This is a genomic window from Streptomyces sp. x-80 (genome assembly GCF_046549095.1).
Lineage (GTDB): Bacteria > Actinomycetota > Actinomycetes > Streptomycetales > Streptomycetaceae > Streptomyces > Streptomyces celluloflavus.
The window spans coordinates 1-12,674 of the sequence record NZ_JAJPWM010000003.1 but is presented as its reverse complement, the minus strand read 5'-3'; the positions used below and the strand labels follow the sequence as shown (position 1 = coordinate 12,674).

The window sequence follows — 12,674 nt, the reverse complement described above, 5'->3', positions numbered from 1 at the left end:
CCGCATGATCGACATCCACACCCACTATGTGCCGCGCGGCTGGCCCGATCTGCGGGCCGAGGCCGGGCCCGACGCACCGTGGCTGCGGATCGAGTCCGAGTCCGAAGCGATGATCATGATGGGCTCGAAGGAGTTCCGCCGGATCCGGGCCGACTGCTGGGACGCCGGGACGCGGCTGCGGGACATGGACGCCGACGGCGTACAGACCCAGGTCGTCTCCCCGACACCGGCGTTCTTCACCTACGGGCGCAGCGGCGAGCAGGCGGCGAAGGTCTCGCGGATCTTCAACGACCTCGCCCTGGAGATCGTCGCGCCCGCGCCGGACCGGCTCATCCCGTTCTGCCAGGTGCCGTTGCAGGACCCCGACGCGGCCTGCCGTGAGCTGGAGCGGTGCGTCGCCAACGGGCACCGCGGCGTCGAGATCGGCAACCACGTCGGCGATCTCGACCTCGACAGCGAGGGCGTGGTGACGTTCCTCCAGCACTGCGCGTCGCTGGACGTGCCGGTGTTCGTGCACCCGTGGGACATGGCCAGCTCGCCGCGGCTCGACCGCTGGATGGCGCAGTGGCTCACCGCGATGCCCGCGGAGACCCATCTGTCGATCCTCGCCCTGATCCTGGGCGGCGTCTTCGACCGGATCGACGACAGCCTGAAGATCTGCTTCGCCCACGGCGGCGGATCCTTCGCCTTCTGGCTCGGCCGGATGGAGAACGCGTGGCACGGCCGCCACGACGTCATCGGCACCTCGGAGTTCCCGCCCTCGCACTACCTGGGCCGCTTCTACGTCGACTCGGTCGTCTTCGACGACCGCGCCCTGCGGCTGCTGGTCGACACGGTCGGCGCGGACCGCGTGATGGTGGGCAGCGACTACCCGTATCCGCTGGGCGAACGCCCGGTCGGCGACGTCGTCCGCAAGAGCCGGTTCCTCGACGACACCGGCCGCCGACTGATCACCCGCGGCAACGCGGAACGCTTCCTGGGCCTTGCCGGGAGCTGACGGAACGCCGGGCTGACGGCAGGTGCCTTGGCCGGTCCAACAGGCCAACGGGCTAACGGGAGGTGCCTTCGGAATCGCCGCCGGAGGCACCTCCGCCCGCGTTCCCGGACGCTCCTCCGGGGGCCTCTCCGGGTACGTCCGCGGTCGTGTCCTGGGGTGCCATCCCGGCCGCGACCTCCTCAAGGCTCCGGATCAGGGCCTCGGCGGACGGGCTCAGCGTACGGGCGGCCGGCAGGGTCAGCCCGACGCTGTGCCCGATCGGCTCCAACGGGACCGACAGGCGAGCGATCCGGGTGTCGTCCCGGGTGATCAGGCTGGGCAGCGCCGCGACGACATCGGTCTCCAGCAGCAGTTGGCGCACCGTCAGGAACGACGTGGTCTCCACGCGGTTCATCGGCAGCGCGATCCCGTGCCGGGCGAAGAACTCCTCGATCTCCCGCCGCAGGGCGGTCTCCGCCCCCGGCAGGATCCACGGATAGTCCGCCAGATCCGCGAGATCCACATTCGGCCGCCCGGCGAGGGCGTGCGACGCCCGTACCACCAGTTCGACCGACTCGTCGTAGAGCTTGCGGCGCACGATCCGCTCGTCGGAGGGGACGGTCAGCCGGCCGACGATGAAATCGACCCGGCCCGCTTCCAGCTCCAGCAGCAGCGCCTCGGGCGACGCCTCCCGGACGACCACCGTCAGATACGGGCGCTCCTTCTTGAGCGCGGCGATGGCCCGTGGGAGAAGCACATTGGATCCGGCCAGGTGCGTGCCGACGATCACCGTTCCGCGGTCGGCGTCGGCCAGCTCGACCACATGACGGCCGGCCTGCGCCAGCTGGGCGAGCACGGCACGGGCGTGCTCGGTGAACGCCTCCCCGAAAACCGTGGCGGTGATCCCCCGGGGCCCGCGTTCGAACAGCGGAACCCCGAGGATGTCCTCCAGCTCGTGCAGACTGCGCGTCGCCGCCGGCTGCGTCACATGCAGCTCCGCGGCGGCACCGACGACACTCCCCTGCCGGCAGAGCGCATCGACGAGCACCAGATGGCGGAACTTCAGCCGGCCGTCCAGAAGGCGGGGAATCTTCACCCCGCGACTCTATCGGCGCCCGGCCCCGACGGCCCGAAGCGGGCCCACCGCCCGGCAACGGCCCACCGCGCGGAACGGATCCGGCATCGCGGATTGCCCACGCGCGACGGAGAGACACCCAACCGAACACGCCCGGCGGGACGTTCACACACTCCCCGGAGCTCACGTGCCCCGCTTCGAACGAGCCCGGCTGACGGGGGGATGCATCCGCCCGTCAGCCGGCGTCGGGGACGACGAGTCTCACAGGCTCGCGTCATTCCCGCGGTTCGCGGGGTCAGGGCTGCACAGCCAGCCGTTGACGGCGAAGCGGCTGTCCGCGTGCTGCTTGCTCGGGCAGCTGACCGGCCGTACCTCATGCCAGGCGGTGGGTCGGAAGAACACGATGCTGTCGTGCTCGGGCTCCCACTCCCGCCAGGTGCGCTCCTCCCACTTTCCGGTTGTCTCGGTGTGCAGCGGCATGGCGACGTCGAACACGCGCAGCCCGCCCCCGTCGAAAGGCCGGGGTGTGCGATGCAGGTAGTACACGAACGTGAGCAGACGCCGGGGGGCGAACTCGGCGCTGGTGTCCTGGTGCGGCCGGTAGAAGTCGCCGTCATTGTGCAGGTTGAGGCTGTAGTGGGGTTCGGTGTACCGGCAGGAGACTCCCAGAGTGTGCTCGACCGCCCCCAGCACCTCATCGATGGCCGCCATCAACTCCGGCGCGGCAAAGTCCTGGCACGACCGGGACCGGCGAACGTCGGGGATCACCTCCCGGTCTCGGATCATGGAGGGCTTCGACGTGTCGCCGGCGGAGGCGATGGCGCGCTCCAGCAAGGCACCGGCCGTCTCCTCACCCAGGAACTGGGTGATGCGGCAGACCGTCACCGGAAGCCGCCAGATCGCGTCCGTACACACCGGCGACCGCTGATCCACCGCCTCGGACGGTCCCACCGCGGTGTCGTGTCGCGCCGAGGTGTCCCGCTCTGTCATGGTGTCCTGCCTTCTGGATTGCGGTGAGTGTTCCGCCGGGCCGGCTCCCCCGAGTGGGCCGCGGCCGGTGGCCACGCTCGGCCTGGGACGCGCCCGTGGCCACCGGCCCTCCGGCCCTCCGACCGCTGGAGCGTCACAGCGGGCCGTCTTGCGTCATCACGCGGCCTCGGGCGAGTTCACGCTCGCGGCTTCCCGCAGACGATCCACTTCGGCCGTGAGCTCTGCCACGCGGCGGTGCAGTGCCTGGACGCACACCAGGGCGACGCCGAGGCCGTCGACGACGGGGATGGTGGTGTCGTCCTCGTTGAAGCCGAAGGCTGCATGCCAGTCCTGGGCCATGGGCCCGAGGTGACGGACGCCTTCGGGCTCCCAGAGATAGCGCCAGGTACTGACGGGCAGCGCGGCCACGGTCTCCAGGACCGCGTAGCCGTTGACCGCACCGACCGGGGCCACCGCGCCGCTCTCCCGCGCACCGGCCGGACGACGGGCCGGGGCACCGCGGTCGGCCGCCCGGGACCGCCGGTGGAAGATCCGCATCCTCACCGGCTCCAGTCGACCGGGACCACGTCTTGCTTGAGCCCGCGGTCACTGCAAATGGCGCACGGGGAGTTCGGGACACCGGGGCCCTGGTCGGTGCCTACCGTGATCGCTCCGTGGGCCCCGACCGGGGCATGGATGCCGTCTCCGACCATCGCGGCTTCGTAGCCGCCCAGCAGCTCCTGGAGGGTTCCGGGACCCAGGTTCTCCGGAGCGGTGATCGCGGCCACGCCGTCGTAGTCGGTGTAGGCCGCCCCCAGCGTCCGGCCGCCGATGGTGGCGAACACGATCTTCGCACCGCGGATGGGCTCCCCGGTCACCGCGTCGGACGCCATCGCCTGGATGTTCTCCAGTTGCATCTGGGTGACGTTCAGGGTGGCCTGGCTGGTCGTGAGCCTGGCCGGCTTCAGGCTGGGGCATTCCGCCCCGCTGCACGACGCCGATGGGGTGGCCGCCGACGCGGTGACACCGCTCCCCGCACCCAGCGACGCCAAAGCCGCGGCCATCACCGCGACGGTCTTACGCCCTACAAAGCTCATGTCCACTCCCATGGAACCGCCCGAGCGTGATCCCGTACCAGCGCATGACGGCCGGGACGCCTGGGCGCGTGCAGCACGCGACGAGCGCCGCCCCCTCCGGACGGCGCAAGCGACCGTATCCACGCCCCTCCGGCCCAACCAGCCGACAAACGCAAGTTCGCGCTATCTGATGAACCGCCAGTAGGAGGGTGACGAACGCGATCGACGCATACGCGCCAATGAACGACCGCCGAAGCACTCACCGCAACCGACTCACCGCCGCAAAGGCATGTGGGAGTACCCGCTCACCAGGGGACGGGCACTCCCACGCCGCCCTATCGGCAGTCGGTCTTTCCGGCACGCCTGCCGGTCAGGTCTTCCAGACGTAAGGGCTGTCCCGTCATACCTGGCGGGCGCGCGACGACAGCTACGGCACCTCGCCGCGTTGTCGGCACGTCCACATACACCCAGTATGCGGACGCTCCTCCGCCTTGCGATGCACCGCATCTGACGCCGCGCGCTGATCCACCAGGTATTACGGGACAGCCCTTAGGTATCCAGGACCTGCGACGCGTACCGGGCAGCCGGGGCGCGTGGTGGCGATATCGTCCAACCGGTCTCCGTCCACCCACGCCGGAGTTCAGTGACGTCCAGCGGCACCATCGTCATGGCGAAGCCTGTGCGGAGAACTTCCTCGCCGGCCTCGGGGGCGTGCCAGGTGTTGGCGTCCGCCCAGGCACTCATGTTGGCCGGGACCCTGGATGCGCCGCCCATGCAGACGATGCCGCGCAGCAGCGCGGGGAGCGTGGGCTCCACGCCGTAGCAGCGCCGGTGCGATGTCCGTCGACGGCGCGAGCGCCGGCACGGTGAGTTCGCCCGGCCGTTCACGGGCCGGCCGTACCAGTTGCCCACGCCACCGGCCTCCGCGAGGACAGCGGGCCGGTCAAGGGGTGTGGGGTGCCCGACTGCCACCGGAACATTCTTCCGGCCGACTACGACGGGGATCCGCAGCACGTTCTCCCCGGTCTGGGCCGTCCGTACGTTGCCGTGGAGCGCGCCCAGCGCCACGATCTCCACGTGGGGCTGCACGGCGAGACAGAAGATCGCCCGGGGCGGATCAAGTCGGCCGAGCTCCAGCGCAGGGGGCATCTTCGCCGGCGCTCGGCGGGGACAGCGCCCCTCCCCTTGCAGGGACGGGCCATGCGGTGAGCCGAGTACGTGCTGGGGGCCGTCCGAGACGGTACGCAGGGCGCGAGCGCATGACGAAGGCCCAGGCCAGAGATACGTCCTGACCTGGGCCTTCGGTGTCATTCGCACTGGTAGCGCTGGTGGGCACCGACGGATTTGGACCGCCGACACCTGCTTTGTAAGTCCGGCCGGGCCGGCCAGGGCCTGGGAGGCATCTGGTCGGCGGGGAGGTACACCGCCTGGCAGGCGTCGCCGACGAGGGTGACGCGGCCGCGGCTCCAGGCGGGCAGGTCGGCTCGGGCCACCTGGTCGTAGTCGACGTAGCCGGAGGGTGGGCATCGGCCGCGTGCCCGGGTGGTGATCCAGCCGAGGCCGGAGTAGTGGTGCGGGAGTGTGGCGCGTGGATCGGTGGGGAGCGCGGGGCCCGGGGTGTGGTGCACCGCGAAGGCGGCGACCCGTCCGTCGCGCAGGCCGTAGAAGCCCGTCCGGTCGTATCCGGGGCCGTAGAAGTCGGTCACGCAGCCCCGTGTGCGCGGGCCGGACACGTTCTTCAGGACGACGACGGACCGGCCCAGGGCGTCCAGGCGCTGGACGAGGGCGATGCCTGCGCCATGGATGACGGCCTGCATGTACGGGCGATTCCCCTTCCGGTTGCAGAGGTTCAGCGGGGACGGGGCCGCAGGGCCGGGGGATCAGGTCATGGTGGCCGTTGGCGTGGGGGCGCTATGCAGGGCTCGGAGGGCGCTTTGGTGGGTGAGCCAGCCGACGAGGTGTCCGGTGCCCGGGTCGAGGACAGGCAGGCCGGTGCCCGTGGCGGTCACCAGTGCGTGCAGAGCGGTGGCCAGCGGCATGTCCGCGGTGATGGCCGGGGCGGGCTGGGCGAGGTCGCTCACCCGAGTCGGCCGGGCGTCGGGACTGGCGGCGAGGGCCTCGGCGACGGCGCGGGCGGTGAGCGTGCCCACACAGTGGCCGTGGTCGTCGACGACGGGGAGCGCGCCGTGGTCCGAGCGGGTCAACAGGTCTGCTGCCGTGCCGAGTTCGGTGTTGACGGAGAGGAGTGGCGGGGCGGCTTCCATCACCGTGTCCACGGTTTGCGTGCCGAGGGGGGCCTGGGGCGCGGGGGCGTGGAGGTCGATGCCGCGGCGCCGGAGTTTGAGGGTGTAGATGGTGTCGTGGGACAGCAGGCGGCTGGTGGCGGTGGCCAGGACGATGGCGAGCATCAGGGGCAGGATGATCGTGTACTGGCCGGTGAGTTCGAAGAGGATGACGACGGCGGTGATCGGTGCCCGCGAAGCGCCGGCGAAGACCGCACCCATACCGACCAGGGCGTAGGCGCCGGCGTCCCCCGCGGTGCCGGGCATGAGGTGACCGGCGACGGCCCCGTACGCGGCGCCCAGCATGGCCCCGATGAACAGGCTGGGGGCGAAGACACCGCCGGATCCGCCGATGCCGATGGTGAGGCTGGTGGCCACGACCTTGCCGGCCAGCAGGAGCAGCAGGAAGGCGACGGCGTAGCCGCCTTGGGTGGCCTTCTCCAGCACGGAGTAGCCGACACCGTACATCTCGGGCAGCGCCAGCAGCATCAGGCCCAGCGGCAGACCGCCGGCCGCCGGCCGCAGCCACTCCGGGCCGCGCCAGGCCCAGTCGCAGGCGTCCTCGACCCAGTACAGGATGCGGGTGAAGCCCACGCCCACGACGCCCGCCACCACACCGAGCACCGCGAACAGCCCGTACTGGCCCAGGTGTTCGACGTGGAACGGCGGCAAGGTGAGGAAGGCGGTGTTGCCGAAGGCCGCACGTCCGATGACGCCGGCGGTGACGCTGGCCAGCACGGCGGCGCCGAACGCCTCGGCGCTGAAGGCTCCCAGGATCAGTTCCATCGCGAAGAAGACGCCGGCCAGCGGGGCGTTGAAGGTGGCGGAAATACCACCGGCCGCGCCGCAGGCGACCAACAACCGCAGCCGGTCCGCAGGTACCTTCGCCACCCGCCCCAGCGTCGAACCGAGGGCCGAGCCGATCTGGACGATGGGCCCCTCCCGCCCGACAGAGCCGCCGGATCCGATGCACAAGGCCGAGGCGAGCGCCTTCACGACGGAGACCTGCGGATTGATCCGCCCACCGCGCTGCGCGACCGCGAGCATCACCTCCGGGACCCCGTGGCCACGGGCCTCCTTGGCGAACCGGTCGACCAGCGGCCCGTACAGCAGCCCGCCCGCCACCGGGGCGATCAGGACGAAGTACGGCCCCAGCCAAGGGAATTCCGGGTGGGCGGCGTGGCCGGCAGCCGCGTAGTCGGGGTGGCCGGAAAAGAGATGGGTGAACGTCGCGATCAGCCAACGGAACGCGATCGAACCCAGACCGGCGCCGGCTCCCACCACGACCGCGAGCGCCGGCACGCCCCACGGCGCCCCGCGCAGCCGCGCCGCCGGGGAAGCGGGCCGGGGCTCGACGGCCGGTGTCCCCAAGGAGGCGTCGGCAGCCGGTATCGCAGGTAAACCAGTCACACTTTTCCTCTCCTCGCTCTTTTTGCATTACGCAAACGCTGTCAAGGGTGCGCGCGGGCGGGGTAGAAAGGAACATGATCGAACGCGCGGGAAAGGCAAGGGACATGGCGGAAGTGGACGCGGTCACCCGGGCGGTGCTGACCGCCTCACGGGTCCTGGTCGGCGTCTCCGCACGGTCGCTGGCCGCCACCGAGGACACGGTCACGCTGCCGCAGTTCCGCCTGCTGGTCGCGCTGTCCATGCACGGCGACGCCAACCTCTCCACGGTCGCCGAACTCCTCGGCGTCAACCCCTCCACCGCCATGCGCATGATCGACCGGCTCACCACCGCCGGCCTGACCGAACGACGCGCCAACCCCGCCAACCGGCGGGAATCCCTGGTCGAACTGACCGAGGACGGGCGCCGGATCGTCGACGAGGTCACCACCCGCCGCGGGGAGGAGATCGCCACCATCGTCAGCCGCATGGACCCGGCCCAGGGCAAGGCCCTGGTCGAGGCCCTCACCGCCTTCGCCGCCGCCGCCGGCGAACCCGCCGCCCCCACCACCGGCCCGGATGCCTATCCGCTGGGCTGGACAGAGCGCGCCCCCGGCTGACGAGCACGGGCCTTGCGGAAAACGTGGATGGATACCCTGCGCGAGACGCCATCCACACGTAGCGAGATCCTGGGCTCCCTCCGGTCCGCCGCTGCCCTCCGGCCGGTCCGTCCCAGGGCGACTCGCCATGGGAGCCTGAAGCATTCAGCGTGATCACAGCACTGCTCCCGGAGGGTGCCTCAGTGCCGAAGGCGAGTTGCCGCGGCCCCGGGCTTCCGTTGGCCCGGCTCCGCATCCACGGTTACGTTGAAGGTGTGCCTGCGTTCCTGTGAGGAGGAGCGCTCTCGTCGTTGCGCCACGAGGCGCTCTCCTGAGGGTCGGCGAAGCCGCAGGCGCGTGGCGGCCAGGCACAGCGAAGGAGCGGGGACGGCCGGGGCACTCGCAGCGGGAGGGGCGAGAGATGGTCAGTCGGTTCAACGACTTCGGCGACATGTACGAGGAGATGTTCCGCCTGCCGTGGCGAGCGCACGTGGAGACGTTCAGTGTGTGGCGCGCTCTGGGCGATCTCTCGGGCGAGCAGGTCCTTGACATCGGCTGCGGCACCGGCGTGTACAGCCGGGAGATGAAGCGGCGGGGCGCCGCACGCGTGGTCGGTTACGACATTTCCGAGGGCATGCTGGCCGTTGCCCGGGAGGCGGAAGCCGAACAGCCGCTGGGCATCGAGTATGTGACGAGCCCGCCCGTCTCCGAGGCCGGCACCTTCGGCGTCGCCCTGGGCGTGTACGTCCTGCCGTACGCGGAGGACTACCCCGCCCTCGTCGGGCTGTGCTCCGTAGCCGCTCGCGCGCTGCGGCCCGGAGGGCGGTTCGTCACGCTGCCGGTCAATCCGGATTTCGACGGCCGGCACGACTACTACGAACGTTACGGACTGCGGCTCTTCGACGCCGAGCCGAGAGGCGACGGCTCACGCGTGACGCTGCACCTGCACTTCGGCCGGTACGACCAGCAGATCACCGCCCGCTACTGGAGCCGGCCCACTGTGGAAAAGGCGCTGCGTGAGACCGGGTTCGAGGCGATCGCCTGGCCCCCGTTCGGTGTGTCCGAGGAAGGGATGACGCGGTACGGGGAGGACTTCTGGCAGCCGTACCTGACCTGCCCGCACGCCGCGATCGTCACCTGCCGCAGGACGTGAAGGTCCACTGTGTGCGCAAGAGCAGAGACAGATGCGAGGGACACGGAGCTCCGTGTCATCCCCTCCCTCGGCCGTATCGGACCAGGACAGTGGGACACGCTCGTCGGACCGGACAACTTCTACAACAGCCACAGATGGCTGCGCGGCCTGGAGCTCGCGTTCGGCTCCGCAGACATCGTGACGGCTTTCCGGGACGGGACATTGCTCGGCGCGCTGCCCACCTGGCCGGGCGAGGGCGACGCCCCCGGCCTGTTCTGCCTGCCGCAGATGTTTCCGGACGTGGCCGTCGACCGGTCGGCGGATTACCTGTGGCTGGGAGCCAGGCGCTCAGTTTTCAACGAACTCCTCTGCGTACGAGGGGAGCTCCGCAGGGCGACGCTCGACGCGCTGCTGAGGGGTGCGCTCAGGCTCGCCGACTCCCATGCCGCGGCCGGGGTGGTCATGCCCTACCTGTCGGCGGACGACGCCCGCGAGCTCGCGCTCCTGCACCCCAGGGCGCGCGTGCTGCTCCACGACGCGGACGCCAACATGGACGTCCCCGTAGGCGGATTCGCGGAGTACCAGGCCCGTTCGAGTCAGCGCGCTCGTACGCGCCGCCGTGCCGAACTGCGGGCCTGCGCACGCAGTGGCACCGAGATCGCATGGCTCCCGCTCGACAGGCAGAACACCCGGCATGCGGCCCATCTGGTCACCCAGAACCGGGCCCGCTACGGCGGCACCACGGACGTCGGCCGGATGGAACGGTCCTTCGCCGCACAGCTCGCCTCGGGAGCACTGCGGCGGGCCGTTGCCTGTTTCGGCGTCCGCAACGGCCGACCCGTGGCCGTCACCATCTGCTACACCCACTACGACCGGCTCTACGCCCGGTACTACGGATTCGACTACCAGCGGGCCAGGCCGGCCTGCGAATACTTCGTCCTCACCTACTGCGCTCCCCTCGACTACGCCGCGACCTGCGGCTTCCGCCGCTACCGCATGGCCGTCTCGGCCCCGGACATCAAGGTGCGCCGGGGAGCCGCGCTCGCTCCTCTCGCCGCGGTCCTGCTCCCGCTCGACACCGCGGTGTGCACCCCCGAGCACGCCGCTGCCGTGAACGCCCGAACGGCCCGGCGATGGCGCGGCCGGTACCCCACACGGCCATGGGCCACCGGCTCCGAGTGGGACATCTGGGACGCCGTCTCCTGAAAGGAGAACCCGCCATGCTGCACCTCGTCTACCGCATCCGCCTGACCGCTGCCGCGGAAAGCGATCCCGCGGGGTTCTGGGCCTGGGCGGAGGAACGTGAACAATGGTTCTACGAGGGCCTTGACACCGTGCTCGCCACGCGCTGGGCCGTACGCACGGTCGGCGCGGACGTCCATACCCTGGAGCACACCGTCACCTTCGCCGACGAAGCCGCCTGGGGCCGCTACCGCCGGCAGCTCTCCGAACGCAGCCGCGACCCGGCATGGGAACACCGCCGCACCGAGCAGGGACACTGGTGGCAACTGCTCGACGCCACACTGCTCAGCGACCCCCCGGTCCCCCTCGGTTTCGACCGCGCGGCCGGGCCACGGGAATGAGCCATGGACGACCTGGAACGGCTGGCCGAACGCAGCCATCATCTGCTGTCCACCGCGCGCTTCATGACCCTGGCCACCTGTGACGGCACTTCACCCTGGGCCTCCACAGTCAACTTCGTCGCCCTCCACGCCCCCCTGCGGCTCCTCTACTACTCCCTGCGCACCGCCCGCCACTCACTGAACATCGAGCACCACCCCCGGGTAGCGGGCTCGATGTTCCTGACGGGCCTTCCCGGATTCGGACTGGACGGCGCACAGTTCACCGGCCTCTGCCGCCCCATAGAGACCAACACACTGACCGAACACCACCAGCTCTACTACACACTCAACTTCCCCGACGAGAACGACCGCCGCCAGTGGCTGCTTCCCCCACCCGAGTTCCGCGACGAGGGACCACGACGCTTCTACACGCTAGAGGTGACACAGTGGTGGCTTCTGGACATCGACCGCTGGCTCGTCGACAAGCACGACCAACGCGTCGCCGTACCGCTCCAGGCCCTCACCGGCAGGTGACCAGCTCGCTCGCGGCGAATCTCATCCGCCGGACTGCGCTTCCGTATGCCGGTACCCTGCCGACGCCCAAGGACGCAGAACCCGCCCCACCGGCGGCGGCCATCGATGAGCCACACATAGCAACCCTGTTGGCCTGCGAAAATGCTCCACGCGCTCCCACAAAAGTGGGAGAGGCGTCCCCCGGCCCTCTGAGGCAAGCCGCTGACCTGCGGCTTCGGAATTTTCATCAAGGCCGCAAGAACCGCTCTCCTGCGACGTACGAGAGACGCGTGAACGTGCTCTGAGCCGGTACCGCCCACCTGCGGGGAAGCTGACGGGCGCAGGGAGCGGAGCGGGGGTCTGCCCTACCCCGTCACCGACGGGCGCCGGACACCCGGCACCGGCACCGGCAACTGGGCGAACAGCGCTGAGAGGACGACGGTCAGCGCCGGACCGGTCACCATGCCGTACAACGGCGGACCAGAGCGCGAGATCCCCGAGGTGATCAAGAGCGCGGTGGCTGCCGCCGGCAGATGAGCGACCCGGAACCACTCAAGCAAGAAGAGAGTTGCGGCAACACCGAGAGCCTGCGCCGCGCTCTGGGCGAGTGTGTCCTCGTTCCGCGGGAGAACCGGTCGCTCACTCCACAGCCCGAACGACGCCAGTTGCAGCGGCTCGTCCGCAAAGCGCAGCCCCGCCGGCCCCGGTACGAGCCACCAGCGCACGCGCCAGGGCGGTTTCATGTGCTGCCACCGGTCACCGGCTCGGGAACCTCAGAAGCCGATGAACAGCCCTTCGGCCGCACACTCCCTGATACACCGTCAGCAGAAGTGACTACCGAGCCGGCTCCAGTCAGCCCAAGGAGGCAGAGCATGGCTACGGACCGCACAGAGGATGCCGCCAAGGACGAGGATGCTCGCCCTAACGACCTGGTGCGTGATTGCAGTGTCGATGTGACCAGCAGTGTTGTGGACGGCATGATCTGACGGTGTGGCGATCAAGGTGAACCGTGCGGTCCTCAGCCATCGGATGCTGACCGGTATCTCGCGGCGGCATCTGGCGGATCTGGTCGTCGAGCTGACCGCTCCGTGGCAGGCCGTGGTC

The 12,674-nt window shown here is 70.3% G+C and carries 14 protein-coding genes; 6 read left to right on the top strand and 8 right to left on the bottom strand.

Translation table 11 applies throughout. The features are described from left to right. The first annotated feature begins 4 nt into the window (after positions 1-4). Positions 5-997: an amidohydrolase family protein gene (locus tag ACLJWH_RS05590; protein WP_411140450.1), complete on the top strand. Its 993-nt coding sequence runs from the start codon at positions 5-7 to the stop codon at positions 995-997. A gap of 52 nt (positions 998-1,049) precedes the next feature. Here the strand turns inward: ACLJWH_RS05590 and ACLJWH_RS05585 are convergent, their stop codons facing one another. From ACLJWH_RS05585 to ACLJWH_RS05555, 7 genes are all read right to left on the bottom strand, one after another. Beyond that, on the bottom strand, positions 1,050-2,072 hold the full coding sequence (locus ACLJWH_RS05585; protein ID WP_411140449.1) for a LysR substrate-binding domain-containing protein: 1,023 nt from the start codon (positions 2,070-2,072) through the stop codon (positions 1,050-1,052). A gap of 240 nt (positions 2,073-2,312) precedes the next feature. Continuing rightward, positions 2,313-3,041 carry a 2OG-Fe(II) oxygenase gene (locus ACLJWH_RS05580; RefSeq protein WP_411140448.1) on the bottom strand — a complete coding sequence of 243 codons (729 nt, stop codon included), beginning with the start codon at positions 3,039-3,041 and terminating at the stop codon, positions 2,313-2,315. A 156-nt stretch (positions 3,042-3,197) separates the two neighbouring features. Beyond that, the gene (locus ACLJWH_RS05575; RefSeq protein WP_411140447.1) at positions 3,198-3,578 is read right to left on the bottom strand and encodes a tail fiber domain-containing protein; all 381 of its coding nucleotides are present in this window, start codon (positions 3,576-3,578) and stop codon (positions 3,198-3,200) included. A gap of 2 nt (positions 3,579-3,580) precedes the next feature. Next, positions 3,581-4,117: a hypothetical protein gene (locus ACLJWH_RS05570; protein ID WP_411140446.1), complete on the bottom strand. Its 537-nt coding sequence runs from the start codon at positions 4,115-4,117 to the stop codon at positions 3,581-3,583. A 528-nt stretch (positions 4,118-4,645) separates the two neighbouring features. After that, complete coding sequence (locus tag ACLJWH_RS05565; RefSeq protein ID WP_411140445.1) at positions 4,646-5,185, bottom strand: nucleoside hydrolase; 540 nt, start codon at positions 5,183-5,185, stop codon at positions 4,646-4,648. Between the two features lie 218 nt (positions 5,186-5,403). After that, entirely contained in the window at positions 5,404-5,913 is a 510-nt protein-coding gene (locus tag ACLJWH_RS05560) for a hypothetical protein (protein WP_411140444.1), read from the bottom strand. Between the two features lie 63 nt (positions 5,914-5,976). Then, positions 5,977-7,680, bottom strand: a complete 1,704-nt coding sequence (locus ACLJWH_RS05555; RefSeq protein WP_411140874.1) for a chloride channel protein — start codon at positions 7,678-7,680, stop codon at positions 5,977-5,979. Between the two features lie 182 nt (positions 7,681-7,862). Between ACLJWH_RS05555 and ACLJWH_RS05550 the strand changes: the two genes are divergently transcribed. From ACLJWH_RS05550 to ACLJWH_RS05530, 5 genes are all read left to right on the top strand, one after another. Beyond that, positions 7,863-8,384: a MarR family winged helix-turn-helix transcriptional regulator gene (locus ACLJWH_RS05550; RefSeq protein WP_411140443.1), complete on the top strand. Its 522-nt coding sequence runs from the start codon at positions 7,863-7,865 to the stop codon at positions 8,382-8,384. 400 nt (positions 8,385-8,784) lie between these two features. Further along, the gene (locus tag ACLJWH_RS05545) at positions 8,785-9,516 is read left to right on the top strand and encodes a class I SAM-dependent methyltransferase (RefSeq protein ID WP_411140442.1); all 732 of its coding nucleotides are present in this window, start codon (positions 8,785-8,787) and stop codon (positions 9,514-9,516) included. 9 nt (positions 9,517-9,525) lie between these two features. Then, the gene (locus tag ACLJWH_RS05540; protein WP_411140441.1) at positions 9,526-10,701 is read left to right on the top strand and encodes a peptidogalycan biosysnthesis protein; all 1,176 of its coding nucleotides are present in this window, start codon (positions 9,526-9,528) and stop codon (positions 10,699-10,701) included. Positions 10,702-10,715: 14 nt separating this feature from the next. Continuing rightward, on the top strand, positions 10,716-11,078 hold the full coding sequence (locus ACLJWH_RS05535; protein WP_411140440.1) for a hypothetical protein: 363 nt from the start codon (positions 10,716-10,718) through the stop codon (positions 11,076-11,078). Between the two features lie 3 nt (positions 11,079-11,081). Further along, complete coding sequence (locus ACLJWH_RS05530; RefSeq protein ID WP_411140439.1) at positions 11,082-11,591, top strand: pyridoxamine 5'-phosphate oxidase family protein; 510 nt, start codon at positions 11,082-11,084, stop codon at positions 11,589-11,591. Between the two features lie 344 nt (positions 11,592-11,935). Here the strand turns inward: ACLJWH_RS05530 and ACLJWH_RS05525 are convergent, their stop codons facing one another. Continuing rightward, entirely contained in the window at positions 11,936-12,313 is a 378-nt protein-coding gene (locus ACLJWH_RS05525; RefSeq protein ID WP_411140438.1) for a hypothetical protein, read from the bottom strand. Positions 12,314-12,674 lie beyond the last annotated feature (361 nt).

Coding starts and splice junctions, on each gene's coding strand:
- ACLJWH_RS05570 (WP_411140446.1), bottom strand. CDS start 4,117: ATGAGCTTTGTAGGGCGTAAGACCGTCGCGGTGATGGCCGCGGCTTTG.
- ACLJWH_RS05580 (WP_411140448.1), bottom strand. CDS start 3,041: ATGACAGAGCGGGACACCTCGGCGCGACACGACACCGCGGTGGGACCG.
- ACLJWH_RS05560 (WP_411140444.1), bottom strand. CDS start 5,913: ATGCAGGCCGTCATCCATGGCGCAGGCATCGCCCTCGTCCAGCGCCTG.
- ACLJWH_RS05525 (WP_411140438.1), bottom strand. CDS start 12,313: ATGAAACCGCCCTGGCGCGTGCGCTGGTGGCTCGTACCGGGGCCGGCG.
- ACLJWH_RS05575 (WP_411140447.1), bottom strand. CDS start 3,578: ATGCGGATCTTCCACCGGCGGTCCCGGGCGGCCGACCGCGGTGCCCCG.
- ACLJWH_RS05545 (WP_411140442.1), top strand. CDS start 8,785: ATGGTCAGTCGGTTCAACGACTTCGGCGACATGTACGAGGAGATGTTC.
- ACLJWH_RS05530 (WP_411140439.1), top strand. CDS start 11,082: ATGGACGACCTGGAACGGCTGGCCGAACGCAGCCATCATCTGCTGTCC.
- ACLJWH_RS05535 (WP_411140440.1), top strand. CDS start 10,716: ATGCTGCACCTCGTCTACCGCATCCGCCTGACCGCTGCCGCGGAAAGC.
- ACLJWH_RS05550 (WP_411140443.1), top strand. CDS start 7,863: ATGATCGAACGCGCGGGAAAGGCAAGGGACATGGCGGAAGTGGACGCG.
- ACLJWH_RS05590 (WP_411140450.1), top strand. CDS start 5: ATGATCGACATCCACACCCACTATGTGCCGCGCGGCTGGCCCGATCTG.